Here is a 25,197-nt window from a genome sequence, read left to right as displayed (position 1 = left end):
GGCCCGAGGGCCCACGGGCCCGAGTGCCGTGCGTTACGCGGTGATCCAGTCGGACGTGGCGATCACGGGCTGGACGCCGTCACGGTGGATGGTGCCCTCGATCAGGCCGTACGGACGGTCCGCCGCGAAGTAGACCTCATTGTCGTTCTTGAGGCCGAAGGGCTCCAGGTCGACGAGGAAGTGGTGCTTGTTGGGGAGGTTGAGGCGGACCTCGTTGACCTTGGGGCAGTTGTCGAGCACGCGCTCGGCCATCGCGTTCAGGGTCTGCTGCAGCGAGTAGGAGTAGGTCTCCGCGAAGGCTTCCAGCATGTTGCGGCGGACCTTCTTGTACGACTGGTCCCAGTCGTACTCGGTGTCGTCCGCGGCGAGCGCCGAGTGGGCCCAGCGCGCGGTGACCTTGGTCGCCAGGATGCGGTCGTACGCTTCCTTCAGCGTCGTGTACTTGTCCTTGATGTAGCCGTGGAACTCGGAGTTGGTCGAGTTCATCACCGTCAGGTCCTTCAGACCCGAGATGACCTGGAGGCCGGTGGTCTCGCTGTAGGTGATCTGCGCGGTGCGCACTTCCTGGCCCTTGCGGACGAAGGAGTGCTGCTCCTTGCGGGTCGGGACCGGGATGCGGTCCCAGGCGAACTCCTCGATGCGGATCTGCGCCTCGCGGATCGGGGACTGGGAGGAGACGAAGTGCTTGGCGAGCAGGATGCCGAAGGCCTCCGGCGACTCGATGCCGTGCTCCTTGCCGAAGGCGTACACCGTGTTCTTGGTGGTGTCGGTCGGCAGGCAGTTGGCGTTGTCGCCGGTCAGGTGCACGTCGCGGAACTCACCGCGCAGCGCCACCGAGACGTTGAGGTCGCGGATCTCGGCCCAGGAACCGTCGCTGCCCTTGCGGGTGACCTTGACGATGCGGTTCTCGGCCTTGCCGTACTGGTTCTGGCCCAGGACGTGCTTGCTCATGGCTGTCTTCCTTCGGGTACACGGAGTCCGGCTGACTGGATCCCGTACGCCCGGCGTCCAGCGGTAAGGCCCGCTCCCCGCCGTTCGGTCCGGAGGACCGCCCCGGGACTGACGTGCATCCCGGTCCGTAGGTGCTCTGTGTCGGATTTCAGCACGTTCACGCGTTGTTCGTAATGGCGCGGAACGTCCAAGACAGGCACCCACGGATTGGGCGACCGTACATTTGTGCAGCTCAGGCCATGTGCGCGTCGGCGACGGAGAGGGCCTCGTCGAGGATTTCCAGCCCCTTCGCGACGTCCTCGGCCGAGATGTTGCAGGGCGGCGCGATGTGGATGCGGTTGCCCGCGATCAGCGGCCAGAGCCCGCCCTTCTTGCAGGCGGCGCCGAAGGCGGCCATCGGCGCGTTGTCCGCCCCGGCCGCGTTGTACGGGACGAGCGGCTCGCGCGTGGCCGGATCCCGTACGAGTTCCAGCGCCCAGAAGGTGCCGAGGCCGCGGACCTCGCCGACCGAGGGGTGCCGTTCGGCGAGCGCGCGCAGGCCGGGGCCGAGGAGTTCGGCGCCGGTGCGGGCGGACTGCTCGACGATGCCCTCCTCGGCCATGACGTTGATGGTGGCGACGGCGGCCGCGCAGGCCAGGACGTGCCCGGAGTACGTCAGACCGCCCGGGTAGGGGCGGGTGGCGAAGGTGGCGGCGACGGCGGGAGAGATGGCGACGCCGCCGAGGGGCACATAGCCGCTGTTGACGCCCTTGGCGAAGCACAGCAGGTCGGGGACGACGCCCCAGTGGTCGGCGGCGAACCACGTGCCGGTGCGGCCGAAGCCGACCATGACCTCGTCGAGGACGAGCAGGATGCCGAAGCGGTCGCAGAGGGCGCGCACGCCGGTCAGGTAGCCGTCGGGGTGGACGAGCACGCCGGGGGCGCCCGCGACGGTCTCCAGCACGATCGCGGCGATGGACTGCGGGCCCTCGAAGACGATGGTGTCCTCGAGGTGGCGCAGGGCTCGCTCGCACTCCTCGGCTTCGTTCGCCGCGTAGAAGGGCGAGCGGTAGGCGAACGGGCCCCAGAAGTGCACGACGCCGGCGGTGGCGGTGTCGTTGCCGAAGCGGCGGGCGTCACCGGTCAGGTTGATCGCGGTGGAGGTGGCGCCGTGGTACGAGCGGTACGCGGACATCACCTTGGGCCGGCCGGTGTGCAGGCGGGCCATGCGGACGGCGTTCTCGACGGCCTCGGCGCCGCCGTTGGTGAAGAAGATCTTGTCCAGCTCGCCCGGGGTGCGCTCGGCGATCAGCCGGGCCGCCTCGGAGCGCACGTCCACGGCGAAGCCGGGCGCCACGGTGCACAGTTTGGCCGCCTGCTCCTGGATGGCCGCGGTGACCTTGGGGTGCTGGTAGCCGATGTTGGTGTAGACGAGGGCGCTGGAGAAGTCGAGGTAGCGGTTCCCGTCGTAGTCCCAGAAGTAGGAACCCTCGGCCCCGGCCACGGCGAGCGGGTCGATGAGTTCCTGCGCCGACCAGGAATGGAAGACGTGCTTCCGGTCGGCGTCCTTGACTGCGTCTCGTGCTGCTGAGAGGGCGTCGGCTTCTGCGTTCATGAAACGAGGGTAGTCGTCCAGGATGTGGACACGAGGCCGTGTCCACACCGCGGGACGGCCCGGGGCCCGGCCGTCTGTCGGACGGTCGGGCTTCACACGACGTGGCGGCCGCCGTCCACGGTGAGGACGTCTCCCGTGGTGTACGCGGCATTGACGAGGTAGAGGGCGGCCTCCGCGACGTCCTCGGGGGTGCCGACGCGGCGCAGCGGGGTGTTCTCGGTGATCCAGTCGCGCGAGCTCTCCCAGACCTGCTCGGCGTCCTCGTACCAGGGGGTGTCGATGAGGCCGGGGGCCACCGCGTTGACGCGGACGGCGGGGCCGAGCTGCGAGGCGAGGAGGCGGGTCATGTGGTTGAGCGCGGCCTTGCTGACGGCGTACGGGACGGAGCTGCCCAGCGCGCGGGTGGCGGAGACGGAGGAGACGTTGACGATGGACGCCGACTCGGACTTGCGCAGGTGCGGGACGGCCGCGGTGATCATCTGCCAGGCGCCGATGACGTTGACGTCGAAGATCTCGCGCCAGGCGGCGGCGTCGGCGGCCTCCAGGTCGTCGAGCGGGATGAAGCGGGTGACGCCCGCGTTGTTGACCAGGATGTCCAGCCGGCCGTGGGCGTCGGCGGCGCTCCGTACGATCCGCCGCGCGTCCGCCGCGTCGGCGACGTCGCCCTGTACGTAGACCGCCCCGGGCAGCTCGGCGGCCAGCGCCCGTCCGGCGCTCTCGCTGCGGGCGGAGTTCACGACGACGCGGATGCCCTCGGAGCTCAGTCGGCGGGCGATGGCGGCTCCGATGCCGGAGGAGGAGCCGGTGATGAGCGCGACGCGGCTCTCGGTCATGGTCTGCCTCCTGCGGTTCTTGATCGTGACGGGGGAGGCGATCGTAACTTGTCACATCGCGGAATTCCGTTTCCGCGATGTGAAAGTTCCGTGGGCGTCGAGGGGGGAGAGGGGGAGGTCAGCGGTCCGAGTAGCGGAAGTCCCCCACGGTCCAGACGCCGACGTCCGCGATGGCGATCCGGTACATCCCGCCGGTTTCGGGGATGCCCAGGGTGCCCTGGAGGATGCGGGCCACGTGGAAATGGAGATGGGACGGCGGCGACCCGGTGCGGTCGGATTCGCCGGGGGCGCTGAAGATCTCGGCGAACGGGCCCAGTTGATCGGAATCCCGCAGGACTTCCGCGACGCGCTGGCGCCAGACGCGTTCGGGAGCGAGCCGGCCGGTGATGACGGCGCCGTGGACCACGACGGTCAGGGACATCTGATTGGTTTGCTCCGACTCGACCATGGCGGCGAGGTCGATGAGCAGCTCATCAGGAATCGACATGCCCAGGCACTCTAGCGGCATTCGTGGCGGAGGGCAGTGCGAACGGGCCGGGGTCCGCACCGAAAAAGTGCGGGTCCCGGCCCGTGCGCGTGTCCGCGAGTTCGTACGCCCGCGTGTCCGCGAGTTCGCGTGTCCGCGAGCTCGCGTGTGTCCGCGGGTCCGTGCGCGTCCGCTCGTCAGGCGGGAACGATGTTCTCGGCCTGCGGGCCCTTCTGGCCCTGCGTGACGTCGAAGGTGACCTTCTGGCCTTCCTGAAGCTCGCGGAAGCCGGACGCGGCGATGTTCGAGTAGTGGGCGAACACGTCGGCGCCGCCGCCTTCCTGCTCGATGAAGCCGAAGCCCTTTTCCGAGTTGAACCACTTCACGGTGCCAGATGCCATATGAATTCTCCTTCGTGAAATAAAGGGAAAGTATTTTCGGCCGCGATTGCGGATGTCGGAACACTAGCATGGGCGGGGTCGTCGACGCGGAAATCGAGAGCCGGTAAATTCCGGACCGCCGATAATTAAAATCCGTGTGCGAAATTCCTATGATCGCTACGCGCTGACGCGGACCAGCGCGAGGGTGATGTTGTCGGGGCCCCCGGCCTCGATGGCCGCCTTCCACAGCTCGAACGCGGCCTTGCCGTCGTCGTGGACCCGCAGCAGCCCGTCGATCTCCTCGTCGGGCAGCGGGTCGGTCAGCCCGTCGCTGCACAGCAGGTAGCGGTCGTCCCCGGTCAGCGGGAAGGACGCCATGTGGGGGGTGACGGTGTTGTGGCCGCGGCTGCCGCCGAGGGTCTGGGTGACGAGGGACGTGGTGCGGTGCCCCGGCTCCGGCGGCGGGCTGTCGTCCACGCTGACCTGGCGCAGCCCGCCCTTGTCGGCGTGGTAGACCCGGCTGTCGCCGATGTTGAAGGCCAGCAGCGAATCCCCGAGGACGAGGGCGCCCGCCACGGTGGTGCCCATCGAGGTCAGCTCCGGCCGGCCTTCGGCGGCCGCGTACACCATGCCGTTGCACAGCTGCAGCGCCTCGCCGACGCTCTCCTCGCCCACCAGGGAGGGGCCGAGCGAGGCGAGCCGGCGTACGACGAGGGCGCTGGCCACCTCGCCGGCCGGCTGCCCCCCGAGCCCGTCGGCGACCGCGACGACCAGCGGACGGCCTAGCGGGAACAGGAAGGTCTGGGGGCTCTCGGTCACCGTCCCGCACAGCGTCCACGGCCCGACGACCAGGCTGTCCTCGTTGTGATCGCGCACCAGCCCGGTGTGGCTCAGGGCGGTCACGGCTACGTACGGCACTACGGTGTCCCGCCTCTCATCGGTCCTCCCCGGTGAAGCGTTCCCCGTCACCCATTGTCCGCTCGGCATGCGCCGGGCGGCCCGCCAGAGCACTCTGGTCGTGGAGCTGCCGTCCCCAGACGGGCAGCCCGGTCAGGAAGGACTGCCGGAGATGTTCGCGAGGCTCAGCACCTACCAGGGATCACCGCTTCCGGCGGAGGGGGATCTGGCGGCGAATTCGCAGGCGATCGTCGAGCAGATCCGGGACGCCCCCGGCTTCCGGGGCGCGTACTACCTCGTCGACCGGGTCTCGGGGAAGGCCAAGTCGCTCACCCTGTGGGACGACGAGGAGACCATGATGGCGAGCGAGGACCGGGCCACCCGCCTCCGCGCCGAGTCCGCCCACCGCGAGGGCCAGCGGATCATCACGGTCGAACGCTACGAGGTGGGCTACAGCTACCTGCATCCTTGAGGACAAGGCCCTGCGCCTGCGCGACCGCCCGCAGGGGACCGAGGGCGGCGGCCCGGCGGGCCGGGACGATCGCCGCCGCCGGGCCGACGGCGAGGAAGGCCAGGCAGACGAGCAGCAGGGTCCCCCACGCGAGGGCATGGACCGCAAGACGGATCTCCGTCCCGCCCGCCTCCGCCCACAGGCAGAGGCCCGTCACCCCCTGTCGGAAGAGGAGTGCGGCCGGGCGAGGACGAGGACGGTGAGCAGGACGAAGGCGGCGACGGCGGTGAGCGTGCGCAGGTCGTTGAAGAGCTCCCAGCGCCGCAGGATCTCCGCGTGGTCGGGCGGCGGCGCCGAGGTGCGCGCCCATTCCTTGATCCGGCCGTTGATCGGCACGTTGCCGAACCGGGTGATCAGGAACGACGCGAGGGTCAGCAGTCCCGCCGCACCGGCGATCAGCCGGGCGCGCCCCCGGGTGACGACGGCGAGGGTGAGGGAACCCAGCGTCGACACGGCCATCGCCGCCTGCATGGTGATGCCGTTCATCTTCATCAGCTCGGCGTGGAACGACAGCCGCACGTCGAGCGGTACCGCGCCGAAGGTGGGGACCAGGTTGGCCGCGCCGTACCCGAACGCACCCGCGAGGAGGCCGGTGGCGATGAGGGCGAGCCCCTGGAGGAGTCGGACGCGCGTGTTCGTCGGCGTCATGGGTGGGTCGCCCTCACGCCCGCGCGAGGAGGAAGCGGCCGGTCGGGTCGCCGTGGAGGCGTCCCGGCGGGAGGCGGCGTCCGAACGCGAGCAGGAGGAGGTCCTGCGCGGCGCCCGACACGGGCGTTCCCGTGCCGAAGGACCAGTCGAGGTCGGTGGCGCGGAGTTCGACGCCGCTCACGTCCGCCCCGAAGAACCTGAGGGACCTGGCGTTGACGCCCGCCAGGACGATCCGTACGCGGTCCTCGGGCACCCGGCGGTCCAGGCCCAGCGGGACGGTGATGTCCAGGCCGTGGACCACGTCGTGGCCGAGGGCCGCCGCGAGCCCGCCGACCGGGGGCCGCCAGGGGTGGTCCGCGTTGTCCGCGAGCAGCGCGGAGAGTTCGCGCGTCGTGTGCGCGGCCGCGTCCTCGCGCGCGCACCGGTCGGTCATCCGGTGCAGGCTGCCCCGGGAGCGGACGAGCTCCCGGACCGTCCTGGTGAGCGAGTAGCGGAACCCCATCGTCATGTGCGCCGCGACCTCCCGTACCGTCCAGCCGGCGCACAGGCTCGGAGTGTCCCACTGATCGACCGTCAAACCGTCCAGTACGGCCGCGAGTTCGCGGCGCTCGGCGGCGATGGCGGCCTTGATGTCCGTGTTCCCCATGACTTCGTTCCCCATGGTTCAAGGCTCTTGGCCCGTCCGCCACAAGTCCAAGAGTCTGTACGTCTCGCAACTAGCATGATTCGTTATGGACATTCGGCAGCTGCGGTACTTCGTCACGGTCGCCGAGGAAGCCAACTTCACTCGCGCCGCCGCCCGTCTGCATCTCGCGCAGCCCGGACTGAGCGCACAGGTAAGGCAGTTGGAGCGGGAGCTCGGGCACCGGCTGCTCGACCGCTCCGGTCGGTCGGTGACCCTGACCGAGGTGGGCGAGGCCGTACTGCCGTACGCGCGGGCCGCGCTCGCCGCCGTCGAGGTGGTACGGCAGACCGCGGACGAGTTCACCGGGCTGCTGCGGGGCCGCGTCGCCCTGGGCCTCGTCGCGGGCGCGGCAGCCGCGGGCAGCGGCTTCGACGTGGCTGCCGTGTTGGCCGGCTTCCACGAGGCGCACCCCCGGGTGGAGATCGGGCTGACCGAGGACACCTCCGAGCGGATGCTCGCCGCGCTGCACCGGGGGGAACTGGACATCGCGGTGATAGGACTCGCGGACGAGGAGCCGCCGCCGGGGATCTCGCTCCACGTCGTCGCCGACGTACCCCTCGTGGCGGCCGTCGCCCCGGACGACCCCGCCCTCACGTCACCGGACCGTACGGTCATCGCCCTGGCCGAGCTGCGGGACCGTCCGCTGATCAGCCCGCCCCGGGGCACGGGCCTGCGCGGGGTGTTCGACCGGGCGTGCGCGGCGGCGGGGTTCCGGCCCCGTATCGCCTTCGAGGCGAGCGCCCCGCCGTTCCTCGCGCAACTCGCGGCGCGCGGGCTGGGGGTGGCGGTGGTCCCGGAGCTCCCCGCCGACGCGGCGGCGGCCGTGGGAGTGCGGATGCTGGAGGTCACCGAGCCCCGGCTGCGCGCCCGGGCCGCCATCGCCTGGCGGACGGACGGCCCCTCCGGTCCCGCGGCCGCCGCGTTCCTGGAGCTGCTGCGCGGCAGCTTCCCGCCGCCCGTTCCCCGTTAGGCCGCCGCTTCGACGGGGTCGAGGGAGTCGACGTCCTCCATGAAGCCCAACATCCGGGCGTTGACCATCTCGGGGTGGTCGATCTGCGGGCCGTGACCGGTCGCGGAGACGATCTCGGCGCGGGCCCCCGGTATCACCCGGGGCACGCGCTCCAGCTGCAGCTTCGGGTGCACCAGCAGGCTGCGCTTGCCCATGATCAGGTAGAACGGCGTGCGGATGGAGCCCAGTTCCGCGTCGGACAGCGGCAGCGGAGCGGGCCGGCGGATCCGGAAGGCCCGCACCCCGGCCTGGATCGACCTGCGCAGTTCGGGGACGACGAGCACCGGCTGCTCCAGCCACTTGGCGAGGGTCGGGCGCAGCGCCTTCGGGGCGAAGGTGGCGAAGAGGCTCGCGAAGATCCAGGCGAAGAAGCGCAGGCCCACCTTCTCCAGGCCGCCGGGGTCGAGGGCCGTGACCGAGGCCAGGCGTCCGGGCCGCAGGTGGACCTGGTTGATGACCAGCCAGCCGCCGTAGGAGGAGCCGACGAGGTGGACCCGGTCCAGGCCGAGGGCGTCGAGCGCCTCGTCCATCCACTGGGCGGCCCGCTCGGGCTGCCACATGGGCTCGCGCTGGACGCTGCGCCCGGGGTCGCCCGGGGTGTCGAGGGCGTAGACGGGTCGATCGGCGCTGAGCGCACGGGTGTTGGGGTACCACTGCGCGGAGCAGCCGCCGGAGCCGTGGATCAGGACGATCGGCGTACGGGACTCGGCCGCCGGGTCCGTGGGTCCGTACCGGTAGACGTGCGTGGTGCCGAAGCTGGTCTCGACGTCCGTTTCGGAGCGGATGGGCGCGCCCATCGCGAAGAGCGCGTCGCAGGTGGCGAAGTAGCGGTCGCGCAGCTCGTCGCTGACGTAACGGCCGATGTCGCGGCGCGGCTTACGGGTCGTGTTCTCGGGCACGGGGCACCTCCGGGAAGATCCGTTCTTCGTGATACGACCGTACCATGATGTTGGTACGGCGGTACCATGAAAATCGGCCGGGGAGTCCGGACCGCTGACGAACGCACCACCGAGGACGGGCGGAGACGACGGCACATGCCCAAGCGCGTGGATCACGAGGAACGGCGCACCCAGATCGCCGAGGCGCTCATCCGGGTCGCCGGGCGGCAGGGGTTGCACGCCGTCGGCATGCGCGACGTGGCCGCGGAGGCCGGCGTGTCGCTGCGGCTCGTGCAGTACTACTTCGAGACCAAGGAGAAATTGCTCTTCTACGGGCTCCAGCACCTGACCGACCGCTTCACCGCCCGGGTCGGCGCCCGGCTCGCCGCGATCGGCCCGGCCCCGGGCCCGCGCGAGACCATCGAGGCGCTGCTGCTGGCCTCCCTCCCGACCGACGAGGAGGGCCGCACCTTCCACCTGCTCTACAGCTCGTACTCGATCCTGTCGGTCACGGACGAGGCGCTGGCCGCCCAGCCGTTCATCGACAACCCCGACGCCGCCGAGAACGCCGTGGCCGGACTGCTCGAAGGGGCCAAGGCGTCGGGCCTCGCAGATCCCGGCATCGACGCGCGCACGGAGGCGATCAGCCTGCTCGCGATGACGGCGACGATGGGCACCAGCATCCTCGTGGGTCAACGCGGCCCGGAGTCCGCCCTCGCCGTGCTCGACCACCACCTCGACCGGATCTTCCGGGCGGGCGAGGAGCCGGCGGCCGGGTAGCGGCCCCGGCGGGGCCTGTGGCCCGATTCATGGTCTTGAGGGGTGGGCGCGCATTGACGACAGCGGCGCTTTAGGTAAGCCTTACCTAGCTTCCGGCTGTCGGGAGTCCCGCCCGTCCGCCGTCTACCGGAGTCAGCTCACATGTCGTCCACGGCAGTCAGACCCACCTCCCGCCCGATCCGTCTCTTCGACTCGTGGTGGACGGTGGCGGCGGGAGCGCTCCTCGCGATGGTCGTGCTGACGGCCGGGGTGTGGTGTTCCCTGCACATGCAGGCGGACGAGTCGATGCACACGGTGGCGCTCTTCGCGCACCTGGCCTCGCTCGTGCTCGGCTTCGGCGCGGTGCTGTCCGCGGACTACCACGGCCTGCTGTGGGCCACGGGACGCTGCACGCTGGCCGAGGTGGTCGGCGCGACCGCCCGGCTCCACGTGCCGATCTGGGCCGGCCTCGGCGGGCTCGTCCTCAGCGGACTGATGCTGCACCCCGACATCGACTCCCCGCTGACCCTGACCAAGCTCGGCCTGGTGGCCGCGCTCACCGTCAACGGCCTCCAGGCGGGGCTCCTCGCCCGCCGCCTCGAAGCCACCGGCGAGACCATCGAGCGCAAGCTGCTCGTCTGGGGAGGCGCCACCGCCCTCGTCTCGCAGATCTGCTGGTGGGGCGCCGTGGTCATCGGTTTCCTCAACAGCAACACCTGATCCGACGGCGACACCTCTCAGGCGGCCTCCGCCCGCACCCGGCCGGCCTTGACGGCGTCGAGGAGCGCCTGGTGGTCCTTCTCGTTCTGGTCCGCGTACAGCTCGGCGAAGTCCGCCATCGCCCGGTCGAAGACGTCGCCGCCGCCCAGGTACGAGGCGATGGCGATGCGGTCCCCGGACCTCGCGTGGGCGCGGGCCAGCGTGGAGCCGCACAGCCTGCCGAAGTTCGCCATCCGCTTCGGTGACATCTCCTCGGCGACGGCGATGCCCTTCCAGTCCCGCAGCTGGCGTATGTAGAAGTCGCGCCGCTTCCCGTCGATGCCCTGGATGCGTTCCCAGCCGAGGAAGATGTCGCTGGTCGCCTGCATGAGGCGCTGGCCGGCGACGACGCGCTCGCCCTGGGTGCGGAACGCACTGGCGCCGGCGTAGGGCGCGAGGACCGACTGGTCGGCCTCCTTGGCCTGGAGCAGGAGCGGATCCCCGTCGTCCTTGCCGAGCAGCAGGATGACCCAGCAGCGGGTCCCCACGCTGCCCACGCCGACGACCTTGCGGGCGATGTCGCCGATCCGGTAGCCCTTCAGCAGGAACCTGCGGTCCGTCTGCAGGGTCTTGCCGTAGTGCTCGACCAGCCGGCTGATCTCCTTCTCCATCGGGCCGCGTTCGGCCGGCTCCAACAGGTCGTGCAGCCGCATCAGCAGCGGCGGGTCGGGAGTGATCAGACGCCTTCCGTCGACGACCTGCGTGAGCTTGTCGAAGACCTGGAGCGTGTCGTGTTCGTACGCCTTCTTCTGGGCCCGGTTCCAGCGTTCGAGCTGCCCCGAGCCCACGATCGGGCCCCACTGTGCCGTCAGCGTCTCCGCGGAGTCGCTGGTGTACCAGACCTCCAGGTTGCCCATCCCGGCGAAGCTCCGCATGCGCTCGCGGTAGGCCGCCACGGCCGCCCGCACCACCGTGGCCCGTTCCTTGGCGCTGAACCCGTTGGCGCGGCCCGCGATGACGAGGCTCGCCGACAGCCGTTTGACGTCCCACTCCCAGGGCCCGGGCAGCGTCTCGTCGAAGTCGTTGATGTCGAACATCAGGCGGCGCTCCGGCGAGGCCAACAGCCGGAAGTTCAGCATGTGCGCGTCCCCGCAGCACTGCACGCGCAGCCCGCTGCGCGGGGTGTTCGCGAGGTCCGAGGCCATGATCGCGGCGGCCCCCCGGTAGAACCGGAACGGCGACTCGCTCATCCGTCCGTAGCGGATCGGCACCAGCTCGGGCACCCGCCTCGCGGATTGCTTCTCGATGATGTCCACGGGGTCCGGGCGGTCCGGCGCGGGCGCGTACTCGGCGTGGCCGGAGCGCGGCACTTCGGCGCGGGCGGCCTTGCCGCGGGCGGCGCGCTCCTGCGGGGTGAGGTTCCGTATCTCGTCGCCGGAGAGATGGTTCTCGGTCATGGCGGACACTCCCGGACGCTCCACGAACACGGCCGCCGACGCGCGGTACGCGTCCGCCCGATGCCCTGGTACGGCTCTCGTTTCCGCCTCCCAACGTATCCGCGGGCGGTGCCTCCGGCGACTCGGGCCGGCTTTCACACCTCCCGGCCCGCCGTCTTGCCTCCGGGTCGCCGCGCGCCGGAGCCCGGCCGGTGCGCGGTCGCCCCGGCCGGGCTCCGTCACGGGTACGGACGGTCAGAACGCTTCGCCGTGCAGGTCCTCTTCGCGCAGCAGGTCGTCCTCACGGCGGCGCGAGCTCTCCTGCGGGCCCTGTTCCTTCTGACCCTGTTCCTTCTGGCCCTGCTCGCGGGACTGCCGGCCCGGCTGCGGCCGCGCCGGGTCACCGGGGCGCTGGTGCCCCTGCGCCTCGCGGCTCCGGCCCGGCTGCTGACGCTTTTCGTGCTTACCGCCCATGATGGCGACTCCTCGTGATTGGGGTACGGAATTCCCCCCGCAACACGCTGACACGCGCGGTGACGCTCTGCACCAGGTCGCCCACGAACCGGAGCACCCGGGTGAAACCACCGGGCCCCGGCCCGAGGGGGCCGAAAGGTGTCATGGGTGCATAGTGCAGCGACCCCTGACAGGCCGGCATACTGCACGGGTATAGCCCTTCGTGCATCCCCCGTCGCGAAGGGCTATACCTGTAGGCCGACGGCATCGGCGCGGCACACGTGATGTCCCACGGGCAGGGGACTCCCCTGTGGTCCCCTGCCCGTGTTTTTTGCAGTTAACAGTGACGTAGAGTGTTTACGCAAGCCCGGTACTTGCGCCGGTGCGCGATGCGAACGTAGGTAACCCGGATGGACATCGGCGAAGAACACGCGCCCGAGCTGCGGTCGTTGCAGCAGAAGGTCGAGTACATGCTGGAGAAGACCTTCCCCGGGCAGAAGGTGTCCGGGCGGACCTTCGCCGAGCTGGTCAAGGAGCGCGGCGGCTCCCTCTCCCACAGCTACTTCTCCAACATCCTGGCCGGGAAGGTCACACAGCCCTCCGAGGAGATCCTCAAGGCGCTCGGACTCGGCTTCGGCGTCGACTGGCGGTTCTTCAAGGAGGAGTCGGAGGTCGTCGGCGACGTGGTCGCCGGGCTCCGGTTCCTCGCCAAGCGGCGCACCGGCGAGATCAGCGGGGTGGCCGGCCGGGGCGTCGACGACGACGGACTGCCCGCGGAACTCCTGGAGTTCGCGCTCTCCCTGCTGGCGGACGCCAAGGCCGAGCAGCGGCCCGAAGGCGCACAGGACGCGTAACCGGGAGGGGCGGCGGACACGTGCCCTCATGTCGTCGAACGGCGTTGGCTAGACTCGCCGACCGCATGTCACACACGCGTGACGACGACCAAGAGGCCTCAATGTCCCTGCGTGAACTGCGCAAAGAGTGTGAAGCCGGCCTGGCCGACCTTCCGATACCGGCCCCGTTCACCATCGAAGGACTGGTGGCGAACATGGAGTCGGCCCGCGGCCGGACCATCGTCCTGCGGGAACTGCCCGAACGACTGGCGCGCGTCAACGCCGCGTGCGGCCTGCGGCTGAAGTCCGGCACCACCAGCTACGTGCTCTACCGGCGCCGCCCCACCGAGTACCAGACCCAGCACGTCATCCTGCACGAGCTGTGCCACGAGTGGTTCGACCACGGCACCGGCATGGACGCGGATCGGCTGCGGGCGCTGCTGCCGATGTTCGACACCTCGCTGATCAACCGGGTGCTCTCCTCCGACACGGTCCAGGCCCGTGCCCAGTACGACACGCACGACGAGCGGGTCGCCGAGTTCGGGGCCTCCCTCATCCCGCGCATGGCCCGGGACGTGACGAGCGACGACATGGTCGGACGGCTCGCCAACTCCCTCTCCCGGCCGGTCGCCCACCGCCGCCGCGGCCTCTTCCGCCGCTCGTAGCCCCACCGGTACCGATTCCCCGCCGACCCCGATCCCCCCACGCCCGTACGAAGACCACCCCGAGGAACTCACGTGACCGCGCTCGACCTCGCCGGCTACCTCGTCGCCGGACTGATGACCGCCGTCGCCCTGTGGCGCATGCCCGCCGCACTCTGGGGAGACGAGGAGGACAAGCGCCGCCGCGCGCTGTGGGGTTGCTACGCCGGCTTCGCCGTCGCGCTGTGGACCAAGACCCAGGTGGTCCGAACAGGCCTCAACAACAGCCCCGTCGTGGACCTCGCGGTGCTGATCAAGCACTACACGTCCACCATCGCCATCCTGGCGATCCTCGGTTACATCGTCGCCATCTACGGCCACTTCCCCAAGGACGGGGAGATACCCCGCCACGTGCGCTTCGCCCGCCTCGTGCAGCAGGTGGCCGCCAAGGCCTCCGTGGTCACCCTCGTCCTCCTGACCGTGCTGTTCTTCACGGTGGTCGACCGCTCCGTCCCCGCCGACCGGTTCGTCGCCGAACACGCCGGTGAATGGGGCGCCACGCTCTACATGAGCGTCTTCTACCTCTACTTGGGCGCCGCGTCCGCCGTCTGCGCCTACCAGTGGGCGCTGGCCACGGTCGACGCCCGGCTGCTCCACCTCCGGGTGGGCCTCGGCATGATGACCTTCGCGATGTTCATCGGGGTCGGCTACACCCTCAGCCGGACCCTGTTCCTGTGGATCAGCGTGTTCGACCGGCCCGGCGACGACTTCGCGCTGGCCTTCGACGAGGCCACCGAGGCCGCCCAGGTGGTCCTCTTCGTCTTCTTCGCGCTCGGCGCCTCCATCCCCGCCTTCAGCAAGGGCTGGCGGCGGGCCCGGCTGTGGCGGGCCCAGGCGAACCTGCATCCGCTGTGGCGCGAGCTGATGACCGCCTTCCCCGACCAGCCCTTCGCCCCGCCGGCCTCCCTCGCCCGCGAGATGACCCGCTTCGACACCCCCGCCGACCTGCGTGTCGACCGCTGGGCTGCCGACATCGCGGACGCGGTCGAGAAGCTGCGGCACTACGTACCGGACAGCCTGCTGACCGCCGCCAAGGAGGCCGCCGCGGACGAGGGCGCCGACCCGGCGAAGGCCGGCTCGCTCGCCGACGCCCACTGGATCAAGGCGGCCCTGGCGGCCAAGGCCGAGGGGGCGCCCGCGGGCAAGGCGGCCGCCTTCGAGACCAAGCACGCCACCGACCAGGACGGCGAAGTCGCCTGGCTCGTCCAGGTGGCCGCCGCGTACAAGTCCATCCCGGAACAGCGGACCCGCGCCGTCCTGCGGTCCACCCTGGAGCACAACGCATGAGCGACACGACAACGGACACCACGGCCACGGACACCACGACAACGGACACCACGACCACGACCAAGGTGGCCCGCGTCGTCACCGACGTCCTGCAACCCCGCAACGCCCTGCTCGTCGGCATGCTCGGGATCGGCCTGGCCGCGGCCGGCGACTGGACCGGTCTGCCCTGGGGTCTGCTCGGCGCCCTGTGCGCCGGGCTGATCCCCGCCGGCTACATCGAGTGGGAGCGCAAGCGCGGCACCTGGGGCGACCGCCACGTCGTCGACCGCACCCAGCGAGCGCCGATCTTCTTCGTCATCCTCGGCTCCATCGGCACCGGTTCGGTGGTCATGGTCCTCGGCGGGGCCCCCGAGCCCATCCTGGTCGCGATGCTCGGCCTGTGGGTGATGACCATCGGGCTGCTCACCGTGAACACCGTCTGGAAGATCTCGGTGGACGCCGCCGTGGCCTCGGGGGTGGTGGCCCTGCTGGCCGTCGTGCACTCGCCGTGGTGGCTGCTCGCCTACACGCTCACGGCCGCCATGTGCTGGTCCCGGGTCGCGCTGACCTACCACACGGTGGCCCAGACGATCGCCGGAGCCGCCCTCGGCGCCTGCACCACGGCCGCCTTCCTCTTCACCTGATCCCGCCGACCGGGCGGCCGTGGCGCACCCCGGACCACTGCTCGGCGCCGTACTCCTCGAACCGCTCGACCTCGGTGAAGCCCAGCTTCGCCGCGAGGCGCATCGCGCGGTCGTTGGCGCTCCGGGTGGTGAGCACCACGGGGTCGCCGGGACGGGCGCCGGAGAACCAGTCGAGCGCCGCCGCGCACGCCTCGAAGGCGTAACCGCGTCCCCACGCCCCGGGCAGGAACAGGTAACCGAGTTCGGCCTCGCGGCGCTCGGGGCCACGCGGGTCGAGCGTGATCATGCCGATCATCGTTCCGTCGAGTTCGACCACGAAGCAGCCCGGGCGCCGGCCGGGCACTTCGGGCACCGCGCGTTCGAGTTCGTCGCGGGGCCGGGCGCCACCGACGTGGGCGCCCACCTCGGGCGAGGCGAACAGTTCGACGAACACCGCGCGGTCCCGGGCCTCGGACTCGCGGAGCACGAGCCGTTCGGTCGGTATCGGGGCGGGCGGCCAGGCGAAGGTTCCGGGTCCGGTCATGGCGGGGAACCTACCGCAGGCCCGTGACACGGAAGAGCGGATGACGGGATCGAACCCGGGCCGTCAACCGGACCCGCCTCCCACCCGCGCCAGTCCCAACTCGTAGGCCGCGATCACGGCCTGCGCCCGATCCCGCAGCTCCAGCTTCGCGAACAGTCGGTTGATGTGGGTCTTCACGGTGTGGTCCGTGATCGTGAGACGGCTCGCGATCTCCGCGTTGGACAGTCCCCGGGCGATGAGTGCGAGCACCTCCGCCTCGCGCGCGGTGAGTTCCCCCACGGAGTGGACCGGCGGGCGCGGGGTCCGCGCGTGCACGAACTCGCCGATCACCCGCTTGGTGATCTCGGGTGAGAGCAACGCGCTCCCGGCCGCCACCACCCGTACCGCGTGCAGCAGTTCGGGGAAGGTGGCGTCCTTGAGCAGGAAGCCGCTCGCCCCGGCCGCGAGCGCGTCGTACACGTACTCGTCGAGACCGAAGGTCGTCAGGATCAACACCTTGGTCGTCGTCCCGGGCCGGGCCAGGATCTCGCGGGCCGCCTCGATGCCGTTCTTGTGCGGCATCCGGATGTCGAGGAGCACGAGGTCGGGTCTGGTCTCGGCGGCGATGCGCACCGCCTGCACGCCGTCCTCGGCCTCACCCACGACTTCGATGTCCTCCTGGGTGTTCAGGAGGTTGACGAAGCCCGTACGGACGACCGCCTGGTCGTCGGCGACCAGCGCCCTGATCACAACCTTCTCCTTCTCCGTGCCCGTCACCCGGCCCCCCAGGGAAGCTCCGCCTCCACCAGGAAGCCCCCGTCCGGGCCCGCGGCCGCGCTGAGCCGACCGCCGACCAGGGCGGCCCGCTCCCGCATCCCGGTCAGACCGTGGCCCGCGCCGGAACCCGGACGGGAACCCGGCCCCGAACCCGATCCCGGACCCGGACCCGGACCGGAGACCGGGCCCGGACCGTCGTCGCGGACGCGCAGCGTGAGCAGCCGGTCGGCGCCGTAGTCGATCTCCACCACGGTACGGGCGCCGGGCGCGTGCTTGCGCGCGTTGGTCAGCGCCTCCTGGGTGATGCGGTAGGCGGACAGCTCCCACGCGGCGGGCAGCGGCACCCGTTCCCCGGTGATCCGCAACGTGACCTCGCCGCCCACCGCCCGGTGCTGCTCGACCAGTTCGGAGAGATGGTCGAGGGTCGGCTGCGGGGCGGTGAGCGCCGCGTCCCCCTGGCCCTGGGGGGTGCGCAGTACGCCGAGCAGGCGGCGCAGTTCGGCCATCGAGGAGCGGGCGGTACCGGCGATCTGCTGGAAGCCGTCGCGGGCCTCGGGGGACAGTCCGGGCGTGGTGTACGTGGCGCTCTCGGCCTGCACGGCGATCATCGACACCGAGTGCGAGACGATGTCGTGCAGCTCGCGGGCGATGGCCGCCCGTTCGGCCTCGGCGGCCTGCTGTCGCTCCATCGCTATCAACTGGGCCTGGGCCAGATCCCGTTCGTCGCGGGTCTCCTCCCTGGAACGCACCGCGTCGCCCATCATGACGGCTCCGAAGACGACCACGGTCAGCAGGAACGACTCGGCGAACAGGCTGAGCGATCCCTTCTCCCAGAGGGCGGGCACGGGCAGGTCCATCCGCGACCAGGTGTTGATGTGCACGAGGTTCACGCACAGAGCCCCGAGCGCGGCGCCCGCCACGGTCACCGCGGGGTGCAGTACCCGGTTGCGGCCCAGGGTGTAGCAGCCGATCAACCCGCTGGCCATGATCGAGACGTACAGGCTGACGTCGCCGGCGAACCCGATCAGCCCCGAGGCGACCGTGAGTACCGCGACCGGCGGGAACGACCGCCGCCACATCAGCGAGGCGGAGGAGACGAGGACACCGATCACGGTGGTCACGGATCCGGGAAAGGCGATCAGCTCCGCCACGGCACCGACCGTCAGGGCACCGCCGGTGACCCAGGGATAGGCGGGCGCGGCGATCCGGGCACGTAACCGCTGTTGGAGGGGCGTACTCATGCGTCCATGGTCCGTGCCGACGCGGCCGCGCGCGTCACCGCACGGGTTGACTCCGCGGACGGATGTCATGCCACGGGTCGAGTACCGGGTCCGGAGCCTCGGTTGACGCCCTCCGCCCCCTGGATTCCTACCGTCGGTGGGCATGACGAAGAACCTCCGACTCGAACGGTACGCAGGTCACCTCCGGTCCGCCCGTCATGAGCGGTACGCGTGGGCCGGTTGCGCCTTCGCCGCGCTGGGCTTGGCCCTGGTCTCGGATCTGGGACCGCACCGGGTGTGGGGGGCGGTGGCGGGGGCGGGCTACGCGGTCGCGGCGGTCCTGGCCCGCGCCGAGCGGTCCCGTCCCGCCGCCCGGGTGGTCGCGGTGGCGGGGGCCGTCGTGGTGCCGCTCGTCTCGTCGGTGGCGGCCGGACTCGGGCAACTGGAGGTCGCGGTCGTCGAGCGGTCGGGGCGGCTGCTGCTCACGACCGGCAGCCCGTACGGCACCGACCCGACCGCCGTCGCGGACTTCAACCCGTACCTGCCCGGGATGGCGCTCTTCGGCGTGCTGCCCGGGGATCCGCGCTGGTGGCTGGGCGGCGTCTTCGTGGCGGCCCTGGCCGCGGCCGGGCTGCACCGGGTCCGGCTGCTTGCCTGCCCCCTGATCGCGCTGCCCTTCGCGGTGGGCGGGACGGACCTCCCGGTCGCCGCCCTGATGTGCCTCGGCGTCGTCCTCGCCGGGCGGGGGCGGCCGGGGCGCGCGGGGCTGGTGCTCGGCGCCGCCGCCGCGCTCAAGTGGACGGCGTGGCCCGCGCTGCCCGTGGCTCTGGCGCTGATCGCGGCGGGCAGGGGCGGCCGGCCCGCACTGCGGCACGCCGCGGTGGCCCTGTCCACCGCGGCGGCGGTGGTGCTGCCCTTCGTCCTCTCCGACCCTTCCGGTTTCCACCGGAACGTCGTCGCCTTCCCGCTGGGCCTCACCGACACCGCCTCCCCGGCGGCGAGCCCGCTGCCCGGCCATCTGCTCGCGGCGTACGCCCCCGGCGGCACGGTGATCGCCCTCGCGCTCCTCGCGGTGGGCGCGCTGCTGATCGCGGTGTCGCTGGTGGTGCGACCGCCGATGACGACACGGGCGGCGGCCACCCGGCTCGCCCTCGGCCTGGGCCTGGCGATGACCCTGATGCCCTCGACCCGCTTCGGATACCTGGTCTACCCGCTGACGCTCGGTGCCCTCGCGTACCGGACGCGGCAACGCGCCGGCACCCCCGCCACCCCTTCCGATCCCAAGAAGGTCGCCGCCCCATGAAGCGCAGCTCCCGCCCCCGCACGCTGATCGTCACCAACGACTTCCCGCCCCGGCAGGGCGGCATCGAGACGTTCGTCCGCGAACTGGCCGACCGCTTCCCTCCCGACGAGGTGGTCGTCTTCACCTCGTCCCCACCCCCGTCAACCGGCGACCCCTTCCCCTACCCGGTGATACGCCACCGGGTGCGCACCCTCCTGCCCACCCCTCGGGCGACCGCGCACGCCGCGTCCGTGGCCCGCCGGTACGGCTGCGACCGGGTGTGGTTCGGTGCGGCGGCACCGCTCGGCCTGATGGCGGGCCGTCTGCGCCGGACGACGGACATCGGCACCGCCGTCGCCACCACGCACGGGCACGAGGTGTGGTGGGCCCGCACCCCCGGGACCAGGGCGCTGCTGCGCCGCGTCGGCACGGAGGTCGACGTCCTCACCTGGCTGGGCGCGAGCACCCGCCGACCGATCGAGGCGGCCCTCGCCCCCGGGACCCGCACCGCACGCCTGGTCCCCGGGGTGGACACCACGGCCTTCCGTCCCGACCTGGACGGCGGCCCGGTGCGCGCTCGTTACGGTCTGGGCCGCCGCCCGGTCGTCCTCTGTGCGGCCCGACTGGTCCCGCGCAAGGGACAGGACACCCTGATCAGGGCGTTGCCCTGGATCCGCAGGTCGCTCCCGGACGCCATGCTCCTCCTGGTCGGCGACGGCCCTCACGCCCCGGAACTACGCAGGCTCGCCCTGGCCGAAGGCGTCATGGACGCGGTCGTCTTCGCCGGCGGTCACCCGCACCACGCCCTCCCCTCCTTCTACGCCGCCGCCGACGCCTTCGCCATGCCCTGCCGCACCCGCAGACACGGCCTGGAGGTGGAAGGCCTGGGCATCGTCTACCTGGAGGCCGCCGCGTCCGGTCTCCCCGTCCTGGCAGGCGACTCGGGCGGAGCCCCCGACGCGGTGCGCGAGGGCGAGACCGGCTACGTCGTCGACGGCCGCTCGGTGGCCGCGACGGCGGACCGCCTGACCAGACTCCTCCGCGATCCCGGGCTCGCCCGCGAGATGGGCGAGAAGGGCCGCAGCTGGGTACGGAACGAATGGAGCTGGGACCGCTCCTACGAGACCCTGGCCGGACTGCTCCACCGATCGGGCCCCGACGGACCGTGAAAGACCCGGACAACGACGAAGTCGCCGCTCCTCACGGTGCCGTCGCGGCCGGAGCCTCCTCCACGACACCCAGATCGGAGTGGTCCAGAAGGTCGGTCTGTGCGATGAGGTAGGCGAGCTGTGCGCGACTGCGGCTGCCGAGGACTTCCGAGGTCCTCTGGACGTGGGTGCCCACCGTTCGCCTGCTGATGCCCAGACGCCCCGCGATCGCCTCGTCGGTGTAGCCCTCCACCATGAGCCGCAGCACGGCCCTTCGGGTCTCGTCGGTGAGGGGCGGCGGGCGCAGCCGGGAAGGGGCCTCCCCCACGGCTGCCGCACGGCTCCACGCCTGCTCGAAGCCCTTCACCAGGTAGTCGATGACGCTGGGGTGCCGAATGACCAGAGCGGACTGGCGGCGGTCGTGCGGACCGGGCATGAAGGCGGTCCTCCTGTCACACACGATGAGCCGCTCGAACACCTCGTCGATCGTCCTGACCTCCGCGCCCGCGGACACCACTTGCTCGATGTAGGAGAGCGTGGGTCCGTGCGCCCGCACCGTGTGCTGGTACAACGTGCGCTGTTTGACGCCGCGGGCGGCCAGGGCGAGATCGCGCGGCAGGGCCTCGGCGAGGAGCTCGGGCGAACGGCCGCCGTTGGGCTGGGCGGTCAGCAGCTCCTCGTGGCAGGACTCCACCGCCTCTTCCAGGGCGGCCGCGATCACGCTCGCGCCGGAGAGCACCTGGATCGAGGTGCCGCCGTCCTGCTGGGCCTCCGCGTAGACGGCCTCCGCCCGGGCCATCGTGGTGCGGATCGCCATCAGGGTGTCCTGGTGCTCCGCGATGGCCCGCTTGATGGGCCGGGAAAGTGAGGCAGCGGCAAGGTCCGGGGGGACCGGAGTGACAGAGCCGGGGTTGTCCGGCAGGAACCGGAGCAACCCCAGGTCGATCAGGCAGTCAGGGATCCGCTCCGCCGTGGCGCCACCCGCTGCCAGCGCGTCGCGATAGCGCTTCAGGCCTGCCTCGCACAGCTCAGGGAGGTTCGTCACCCCCACCTGATCATGCTCTGTACACATTTGTCCACCCTTCACGTTCTTGCACTGCCCACTCATGATGCCATTTGAGCCTTCACTCGCGGCGAACGGCGGTGGATGATTATGAAGACCGCAACGGGGAACTCAAGTTTTGAATCCAGGGGGAATCATGATTGACCGCATTCGCACCATCTCTGTCGCACTCGGAACGGCCGCTCTGCTGGCCTTCGGTGCCGTCAATGTCCTTGTGGGCAGCGCGACGCCGGCGAATACCGAATACGCGGCGTCCGCCTCGCAGGGTTCCGTACCCGTCGCTCTCGGCGACTCCGCGTGGGGTTAATTCCCGCCGTACTCCCGCAACCGTCCGGACGGGATGCGGTCCGAGCGGGCGGGGATCCGAACGTCAGGGCGGCCACGGTGAAATCGCCCGGGTGACCCGGCATGAGGAACGCTGATTCTCGCACCTCGCGAGAACCGGCGTGACTCGTATCCGATATCCGGCCGAACCGGGCGGAAACCGGCGCATTCCAGTGCACTCTTGTCGGCGATTCGGAATGTTGCCCGTGAGTGAAAGTGCGCACTCCCGCGTGTGCCGGTTCGCGCGGGAATGCCGGCCGGCCACGGTACCGGGCACCCCGGGGTGAGCGTCTTCGTGCCGGCGGGTTCGACGGACCGCCGACCTGACGGGCGCCACCGGGAGCCGACGGCATGGCGCAACGCGGTGAGCAGGCCGAAGTGCATGCGCGTTCGCCGGCAACTGATCAGTGGGGGACGGTATTTGAGGGGGTCCGAAGCGTCTCGGAGGGTCGTCGTCCGGCAGTGTCCGGCGCGGCGGCCGGTAGGGCGCCGCGTGGCTCCACGTCTCGGAATTCACCTTCGCGACCCTCATTCGCCGCCGCCCCGTGGCCGGGGTTGCGCGTGGCGCACGCCACCGGGGGGTCGGGCCCTTCTGTGAGTCACCGACAGATGCGGCAGTGCCTGAATGAAATGCCTGATATGAAGGAGGAGGAGTCAGGATGACCGATCGGCCCGTGGTGGCCCTGGTCGATGCTTACTCCAGTGCGCGACTGCTCGTTCCCCCGATCCGGGATCGAGGTTATGAAATCGTCCATGTGCAGAGCACCCCAGCGATATCCGAATGGTTTGCATCGCCCTTTCGCTGCGATGACTTCCGTGACCTCGTGGTGCACCACGGTCAATTCACGGACACACTGGACCGCGTATCCTCCTACCAGCCGGTAGCCGTGCTGCCCGGACTCGGCACGGGGGTCGGACTCGCTGCGGCTCTGAGCGCCGGTCTGGGTCTGCGAAGCAGTGGTGTGCGACGGAGCCCGGCTCAGCTGAATTCTGCGGAAACGGCCGGTCTGGCGGGATTCAAGGTGCATTCCGTGAGTCTGGACGGGGTCCACTACATCTGCGATATCTGGGAGACACGGCGGACCGGTTCGCTGCAAGCGGAGGGACGGCCGCGCGGTGCGCGGCTGCTCGCCCGCCGGGGGGTGCGGGAGGACCGCTTGGTGGACCTGACCCTGAGAGGACTCGACGCCGCAGGGCTGCGCAACGGTCCGGCCTGCACGGAGTTCGAGCACACCGCGCACGGTCCGGTCCGGCTCGCCCCGAGCGCGGGCATCTGCGCGGCAGACGAGCCGCTGCTCACGCGCGCTGCGGTCGGCGAAGGACAGGCCGACTGGACCGTCTTCGCCTATCTCGCCCCGGAATGGTTCCGGCTGCGTGCCGCCAGGCCCTACCGGCAGCTACGGCACGCGGCCTGGGTCGCCCTGCCCACTGCGGCGTCCGGTTCCGCGAGGTTCCGCAGCCTCATGCGGGAACTGAAGGCACTGGAGAGTTACCAGGGCGCAGTGGTGGGAGGAGCTCCGCCGGTGACCCGGGTTCAGTTCCTCCACGCCGACGAACAGACCGTGGAACGTGACTACGTCGCGGCCTTGTCCTCGGTGGAACGGTACGGGGAAGAGCCGTGGACGCCTGCCGGGTGAACGCCCTTCCGACCGCGGCTCCTTCCGGACGGCGCCGGGAGTAGGGCGTCACGGATGCCGGTTCCCGCGTCGACATCGCCTCGGGAGGATGCGGCGACGGTGTGCGACCAGAATCAGTTTGCTGTCCGCAGCACGAGACACAGTGGCGAGGATGCCTTGAATTCGACTCAGAACCGCGACGAGCGCACCGCAACGCCGGACCATCAGGCGTCTCCGAGCCTCGGGGCCGAACTCAAGGCGGCGCGCAGACGCATCGGCGTCACCCAGACCCAGCTCGCCGACCTGTCGTCCGTCAGCGTCCGGACGATTCGCGATCTCGAACTCGATCTCACCCAGAACCCTCGGCGGGAAACCCTCCGACTCCTGCTGGACGGTCTGCGGCTGACCGGAGTCCAGCGGGCCAGAGTCGAGGAAGCGGCCGCCGGGCCGTCCACTCGCGGCATACCGGCCGACTCCCTCGCCCCGCCGCCCGCCGTCCTCGAACCGACCATCGGGCGCGAGCGCGACATCGAAGCCCTCATGGGTCTGATCAAGTTCGGCGGACACCGCCTGATCCGAGTGGTCGGCATGGCCGGAGTCGGCAAGTCCCGGCTGATCCAGGAGGTCGCCGGGGCGATGGACGCCTCTGCCCAGATGCCGGTCGTCTGGGCGGAGCCGGAGGGCGGGCCCACCGGCAAGCCCGCAGACCGCCTACAGGCTCAGGTCGCCGCCCTGCTCCGCGGTGAATCCGAGCTCGACCACCTGGCCACCGCCTTCGGCACCGACTACATCCTGCTGGTGGTGCCCGACGTCACCATGAGCCCCGGCGCGGAGGCGGCGCTGCGCCGCCTGCTGGTGCAGTGCCGGGGACTGCACGTCCTGTACGAGGCCCGTGAGGGCTCGAAGTCGGGCGCGGGCACCGACTACCCCGTCTTTCCGCTGTCCGTGGCAGACCGTTCGGTCGGTCCCACGGGCCGTGAGTCGGCGGTCAGCCCCGCTCTGCAGCTGATGCTGTCGCGCTGCGGCTCCCTCGAACGCGAGGCGCTGGCCGACAGCCGGATCACGGCCGCGCTCGCCGGCATCTGCCAGAGCCTCGACGGCATCCCCCAAGCGATCGAGGCTGCCGCCGCCTGGCTCCTCCTCTACAGTCCGGACCAGCTCCTGAGCCTGGCAAGGCGCGATCCGTTCAAGCTCGCCACCCCACCCGGCAACGAGACCGCCGACCTGCGGGCGGTGCTCGAAGCGTCGATCAAGTCGCTGCATCCGCGCGACGCCGACGTCCTGCGCGGGCTCGCCGCCCATTCGCTCCCCTGGACCATGGCCCAGGCATTCGCCTCGCCGGAGCACGTCGGCGACTCGACGCTGAGCGCCATCCACCTGCTGTGCACCCGGGGCCTGGTGCGCCCGGCCAACTGGGACGCCGGCGGCACCCCCAGGTTCACCGTGCTGAACCTGGTCCGCCATCTGCTGGCGGAGAGCGCCGCACCGGCGGCCCCCGCAGTCGAATCCAGGGGGCCTCTGCGTTGGCAACCCGCCGCGAGCGTGGAGTCCACGTCCTATGCGGCTTGAGTGCGTGAACGGGCCCGATCGTCGAGTGGGCCCGCGGAACACGAGGAGAATCG

At 70.9% G+C, this 25,197-nt stretch carries 27 protein-coding genes; 12 read left to right on the top strand and 15 right to left on the bottom strand.

Features of this window, described 5'->3' with window-relative positions:
- Window positions 1-33: 33 nt before the first annotated feature.
- The 6 genes from pucL to ACFYYJ_RS01480 all read right to left on the bottom strand — a co-directional run bounded on the left by pucL (window position 34) and on the right by ACFYYJ_RS01480 (window position 5,142).
- Entirely contained in the window at window positions 34-951 is a 918-nt protein-coding gene (pucL, locus tag ACFYYJ_RS01505; protein WP_376660728.1) for a factor-independent urate hydroxylase, read from the bottom strand.
- Window positions 952-1,183: 232 nt separating this feature from the next.
- Window positions 1,184-2,545 carry an aspartate aminotransferase family protein gene (locus ACFYYJ_RS01500; RefSeq protein WP_389127662.1) on the bottom strand — a complete coding sequence of 454 codons (1,362 nt, stop codon included), beginning with the start codon at window positions 2,543-2,545 and terminating at the stop codon, window positions 1,184-1,186.
- Between the two features lie 92 nt (window positions 2,546-2,637).
- The gene (locus tag ACFYYJ_RS01495) at window positions 2,638-3,378 is read right to left on the bottom strand and encodes an SDR family NAD(P)-dependent oxidoreductase (protein WP_385358023.1); all 741 of its coding nucleotides are present in this window, start codon (window positions 3,376-3,378) and stop codon (window positions 2,638-2,640) included.
- 118 nt (window positions 3,379-3,496) lie between these two features.
- Window positions 3,497-3,865 carry a hypothetical protein gene (locus tag ACFYYJ_RS01490; protein ID WP_385127150.1) on the bottom strand — a complete coding sequence of 123 codons (369 nt, stop codon included), beginning with the start codon at window positions 3,863-3,865 and terminating at the stop codon, window positions 3,497-3,499.
- A 176-nt stretch (window positions 3,866-4,041) separates the two neighbouring features.
- Complete coding sequence (locus ACFYYJ_RS01485; protein ID WP_376659720.1) at window positions 4,042-4,245, bottom strand: cold-shock protein; 204 nt, start codon at window positions 4,243-4,245, stop codon at window positions 4,042-4,044.
- Between the two features lie 156 nt (window positions 4,246-4,401).
- A complete protein-coding gene (locus ACFYYJ_RS01480; protein WP_385358123.1) occupies window positions 4,402-5,142 on the bottom strand; it encodes a PP2C family protein-serine/threonine phosphatase in 741 nt (246 codons plus the stop codon).
- Window positions 5,143-5,146: 4 nt separating this feature from the next.
- Between ACFYYJ_RS01480 and ACFYYJ_RS01475 the strand changes: the two genes are divergently transcribed.
- Window positions 5,147-5,593, top strand: coding sequence for a hypothetical protein (locus tag ACFYYJ_RS01475; RefSeq protein WP_385358027.1), 447 nt, complete (start codon window positions 5,147-5,149; stop codon window positions 5,591-5,593).
- Between the two features lie 192 nt (window positions 5,594-5,785).
- Here ACFYYJ_RS01475 and ACFYYJ_RS01470 read toward each other — a convergent pair whose 3' ends face one another.
- The gene (locus tag ACFYYJ_RS01470; protein WP_389127658.1) at window positions 5,786-6,280 is read right to left on the bottom strand and encodes an anthrone oxygenase family protein; all 495 of its coding nucleotides are present in this window, start codon (window positions 6,278-6,280) and stop codon (window positions 5,786-5,788) included.
- Between the two features lie 13 nt (window positions 6,281-6,293).
- Window positions 6,294-6,941: a maleylpyruvate isomerase family mycothiol-dependent enzyme gene (locus ACFYYJ_RS01465; RefSeq protein ID WP_389127656.1), complete on the bottom strand. Its 648-nt coding sequence runs from the start codon at window positions 6,939-6,941 to the stop codon at window positions 6,294-6,296.
- Window positions 6,942-7,011: 70 nt separating this feature from the next.
- Here ACFYYJ_RS01465 and ACFYYJ_RS01460 point away from each other — a divergent pair, with 70 nt between their 5' ends.
- Window positions 7,012-7,935 (top strand): LysR family transcriptional regulator, encoded by a 924-nt coding sequence (locus ACFYYJ_RS01460; RefSeq protein ID WP_389127654.1) that lies wholly within the window; start codon window positions 7,012-7,014, stop codon window positions 7,933-7,935.
- Here the strand turns inward: ACFYYJ_RS01460 and ACFYYJ_RS01455 are convergent.
- Window positions 7,932-8,873, bottom strand: a complete 942-nt coding sequence (locus ACFYYJ_RS01455) for an alpha/beta fold hydrolase (protein WP_389127652.1) — start codon at window positions 8,871-8,873, stop codon at window positions 7,932-7,934. The genes ACFYYJ_RS01460 and ACFYYJ_RS01455 overlap by 4 nt on opposite strands.
- A gap of 135 nt (window positions 8,874-9,008) precedes the next feature.
- Here ACFYYJ_RS01455 and ACFYYJ_RS01450 point away from each other — a divergent pair, with 135 nt between their 5' ends.
- Together ACFYYJ_RS01450 and ACFYYJ_RS01445 are read left to right on the top strand one after the other, a co-directional pair.
- Window positions 9,009-9,632: a TetR/AcrR family transcriptional regulator gene (locus tag ACFYYJ_RS01450; RefSeq protein WP_385127163.1), complete on the top strand. Its 624-nt coding sequence runs from the start codon at window positions 9,009-9,011 to the stop codon at window positions 9,630-9,632.
- A 141-nt stretch (window positions 9,633-9,773) separates the two neighbouring features.
- Window positions 9,774-10,331: a hypothetical protein gene (locus tag ACFYYJ_RS01445; RefSeq protein ID WP_385358039.1), complete on the top strand. Its 558-nt coding sequence runs from the start codon at window positions 9,774-9,776 to the stop codon at window positions 10,329-10,331.
- Between the two features lie 17 nt (window positions 10,332-10,348).
- Here the strand turns inward: ACFYYJ_RS01445 and ACFYYJ_RS01440 are convergent, their stop codons facing one another.
- On the bottom strand, window positions 10,349-11,767 hold the full coding sequence (locus tag ACFYYJ_RS01440) for a DUF2252 domain-containing protein (protein ID WP_389127650.1): 1,419 nt from the start codon (window positions 11,765-11,767) through the stop codon (window positions 10,349-10,351).
- A gap of 234 nt (window positions 11,768-12,001) precedes the next feature.
- Complete coding sequence (locus tag ACFYYJ_RS01435; protein WP_385127169.1) at window positions 12,002-12,220, bottom strand: hypothetical protein; 219 nt, start codon at window positions 12,218-12,220, stop codon at window positions 12,002-12,004.
- Between the two features lie 389 nt (window positions 12,221-12,609).
- On the opposite strand from ACFYYJ_RS01435, the gene ACFYYJ_RS01430 reads away from it, so the two are divergent.
- The 4 genes from ACFYYJ_RS01430 (at window position 12,610) to ACFYYJ_RS01415 (ending at window position 15,643) form a co-directional block, all read left to right on the top strand.
- Window positions 12,610-13,053, top strand: coding sequence for a hypothetical protein (locus tag ACFYYJ_RS01430; RefSeq protein ID WP_385127170.1), 444 nt, complete (start codon window positions 12,610-12,612; stop codon window positions 13,051-13,053).
- Between the two features lie 101 nt (window positions 13,054-13,154).
- A complete protein-coding gene (locus tag ACFYYJ_RS01425; RefSeq protein ID WP_389128047.1) occupies window positions 13,155-13,697 on the top strand; it encodes a toxin in 543 nt (180 codons plus the stop codon).
- Window positions 13,698-13,769: 72 nt separating this feature from the next.
- Window positions 13,770-15,020 carry an MAB_1171c family putative transporter gene (locus ACFYYJ_RS01420; RefSeq protein ID WP_389127647.1) on the top strand — a complete coding sequence of 417 codons (1,251 nt, stop codon included), beginning with the start codon at window positions 13,770-13,772 and terminating at the stop codon, window positions 15,018-15,020.
- A complete protein-coding gene (locus ACFYYJ_RS01415; RefSeq protein WP_389127645.1) occupies window positions 15,017-15,643 on the top strand; it encodes a hypothetical protein in 627 nt (208 codons plus the stop codon). Before ACFYYJ_RS01420 ends, ACFYYJ_RS01415 begins: the two co-directional genes overlap by 4 nt.
- Here ACFYYJ_RS01415 and ACFYYJ_RS01410 read toward each other — a convergent pair.
- The 3 genes from ACFYYJ_RS01410 to ACFYYJ_RS01400 form a co-directional block, all read right to left on the bottom strand.
- On the bottom strand, window positions 15,636-16,166 hold the full coding sequence (locus tag ACFYYJ_RS01410) for a GNAT family N-acetyltransferase (RefSeq protein WP_385127175.1): 531 nt from the start codon (window positions 16,164-16,166) through the stop codon (window positions 15,636-15,638). The genes ACFYYJ_RS01415 and ACFYYJ_RS01410 overlap by 8 nt on opposite strands.
- A gap of 63 nt (window positions 16,167-16,229) precedes the next feature.
- Window positions 16,230-16,895: a response regulator gene (locus tag ACFYYJ_RS01405; RefSeq protein WP_385127177.1), complete on the bottom strand. Its 666-nt coding sequence runs from the start codon at window positions 16,893-16,895 to the stop codon at window positions 16,230-16,232.
- 23 nt (window positions 16,896-16,918) lie between these two features.
- The gene (locus tag ACFYYJ_RS01400) at window positions 16,919-18,163 is read right to left on the bottom strand and encodes a sensor histidine kinase (RefSeq protein WP_389127642.1); all 1,245 of its coding nucleotides are present in this window, start codon (window positions 18,161-18,163) and stop codon (window positions 16,919-16,921) included.
- Window positions 18,164-18,305: 142 nt separating this feature from the next.
- Here ACFYYJ_RS01400 and ACFYYJ_RS01395 point away from each other — a divergent pair, with 142 nt between their 5' ends.
- The gene (locus ACFYYJ_RS01395) at window positions 18,306-19,445 is read left to right on the top strand and encodes a glycosyltransferase 87 family protein (protein WP_389127640.1); all 1,140 of its coding nucleotides are present in this window, start codon (window positions 18,306-18,308) and stop codon (window positions 19,443-19,445) included.
- Window positions 19,442-20,593, top strand: a complete 1,152-nt coding sequence (locus ACFYYJ_RS01390) for a glycosyltransferase family 4 protein (protein ID WP_389127638.1) — start codon at window positions 19,442-19,444, stop codon at window positions 20,591-20,593. The genes ACFYYJ_RS01395 and ACFYYJ_RS01390 overlap by 4 nt, the downstream gene beginning before the upstream one ends.
- 31 nt (window positions 20,594-20,624) lie before the next feature.
- On the opposite strand, the gene ACFYYJ_RS01385 is transcribed toward ACFYYJ_RS01390, so the two are convergent.
- Window positions 20,625-21,617: a LuxR C-terminal-related transcriptional regulator gene (locus ACFYYJ_RS01385; RefSeq protein ID WP_385358059.1), complete on the bottom strand. Its 993-nt coding sequence runs from the start codon at window positions 21,615-21,617 to the stop codon at window positions 20,625-20,627.
- Between the two features lie 1,001 nt (window positions 21,618-22,618).
- Here ACFYYJ_RS01385 and ACFYYJ_RS01380 point away from each other — a divergent pair.
- Together ACFYYJ_RS01380 and ACFYYJ_RS01375 are read left to right on the top strand one after the other, a co-directional pair.
- A complete protein-coding gene (locus tag ACFYYJ_RS01380) occupies window positions 22,619-23,596 on the top strand; it encodes a hypothetical protein (protein ID WP_389127635.1) in 978 nt (325 codons plus the stop codon).
- Window positions 23,597-23,752: 156 nt separating this feature from the next.
- The gene (locus ACFYYJ_RS01375; RefSeq protein WP_385358063.1) at window positions 23,753-25,144 is read left to right on the top strand and encodes a helix-turn-helix domain-containing protein; all 1,392 of its coding nucleotides are present in this window, start codon (window positions 23,753-23,755) and stop codon (window positions 25,142-25,144) included.
- Window positions 25,145-25,197: the final 53 nt, after the last annotated feature.

This window comes from Streptomyces sp. NPDC002467, from assembly GCF_042889825.1.
GTDB lineage: Bacteria > Actinomycetota > Actinomycetes > Streptomycetales > Streptomycetaceae > Streptomyces.
The sequence above is the reverse complement of the archived record's forward strand: the minus strand, read 5'-3'. Positions and strand labels throughout refer to the sequence as shown.

Bases quoted from the DNA above. Each gene is read 5' to 3' on its own strand.
- ACFYYJ_RS01445 (WP_385358039.1), top strand. From the start codon at position 9,774: ATGTCGTCCACGGCAGTCAGACCCACCTCCCGCCCGATCCGTCTCTTC.
- ACFYYJ_RS01500 (WP_389127662.1), bottom strand. From the start codon at position 2,545: ATGAACGCAGAAGCCGACGCCCTCTCAGCAGCACGAGACGCAGTCAAG.
- ACFYYJ_RS01485 (WP_376659720.1), bottom strand. From the start codon at position 4,245: ATGGCATCTGGCACCGTGAAGTGGTTCAACTCGGAAAAGGGCTTCGGC.
- ACFYYJ_RS01495 (WP_385358023.1), bottom strand. From the start codon at position 3,378: ATGACCGAGAGCCGCGTCGCGCTCATCACCGGCTCCTCCTCCGGCATC.
- ACFYYJ_RS01390 (WP_389127638.1), top strand. From the start codon at position 19,442: ATGAAGCGCAGCTCCCGCCCCCGCACGCTGATCGTCACCAACGACTTC.
- ACFYYJ_RS01470 (WP_389127658.1), bottom strand. From the start codon at position 6,280: ATGACGCCGACGAACACGCGCGTCCGACTCCTCCAGGGGCTCGCCCTC.
- ACFYYJ_RS01490 (WP_385127150.1), bottom strand. From the start codon at position 3,865: ATGTCGATTCCTGATGAGCTGCTCATCGACCTCGCCGCCATGGTCGAG.
- ACFYYJ_RS01430 (WP_385127170.1), top strand. From the start codon at position 12,610: ATGGACATCGGCGAAGAACACGCGCCCGAGCTGCGGTCGTTGCAGCAG.
- ACFYYJ_RS01400 (WP_389127642.1), bottom strand. From the start codon at position 18,163: ATGAGTACGCCCCTCCAACAGCGGTTACGTGCCCGGATCGCCGCGCCC.
- pucL (WP_376660728.1), bottom strand. From the start codon at position 951: ATGAGCAAGCACGTCCTGGGCCAGAACCAGTACGGCAAGGCCGAGAAC.
- ACFYYJ_RS01465 (WP_389127656.1), bottom strand. From the start codon at position 6,941: ATGGGGAACGAAGTCATGGGGAACACGGACATCAAGGCCGCCATCGCC.
- ACFYYJ_RS01440 (WP_389127650.1), bottom strand. From the start codon at position 11,767: ATGACCGAGAACCATCTCTCCGGCGACGAGATACGGAACCTCACCCCG.
- ACFYYJ_RS01395 (WP_389127640.1), top strand. From the start codon at position 18,306: ATGACGAAGAACCTCCGACTCGAACGGTACGCAGGTCACCTCCGGTCC.
- ACFYYJ_RS01450 (WP_385127163.1), top strand. From the start codon at position 9,009: ATGCCCAAGCGCGTGGATCACGAGGAACGGCGCACCCAGATCGCCGAG.
- ACFYYJ_RS01380 (WP_389127635.1), top strand. From the start codon at position 22,619: ATGACCGATCGGCCCGTGGTGGCCCTGGTCGATGCTTACTCCAGTGCG.
- ACFYYJ_RS01460 (WP_389127654.1), top strand. From the start codon at position 7,012: ATGGACATTCGGCAGCTGCGGTACTTCGTCACGGTCGCCGAGGAAGCC.
- ACFYYJ_RS01425 (WP_389128047.1), top strand. From the start codon at position 13,155: ATGTCCCTGCGTGAACTGCGCAAAGAGTGTGAAGCCGGCCTGGCCGAC.
- ACFYYJ_RS01415 (WP_389127645.1), top strand. From the start codon at position 15,017: ATGAGCGACACGACAACGGACACCACGGCCACGGACACCACGACAACG.
- ACFYYJ_RS01410 (WP_385127175.1), bottom strand. From the start codon at position 16,166: ATGACCGGACCCGGAACCTTCGCCTGGCCGCCCGCCCCGATACCGACC.
- ACFYYJ_RS01435 (WP_385127169.1), bottom strand. From the start codon at position 12,220: ATGGGCGGTAAGCACGAAAAGCGTCAGCAGCCGGGCCGGAGCCGCGAG.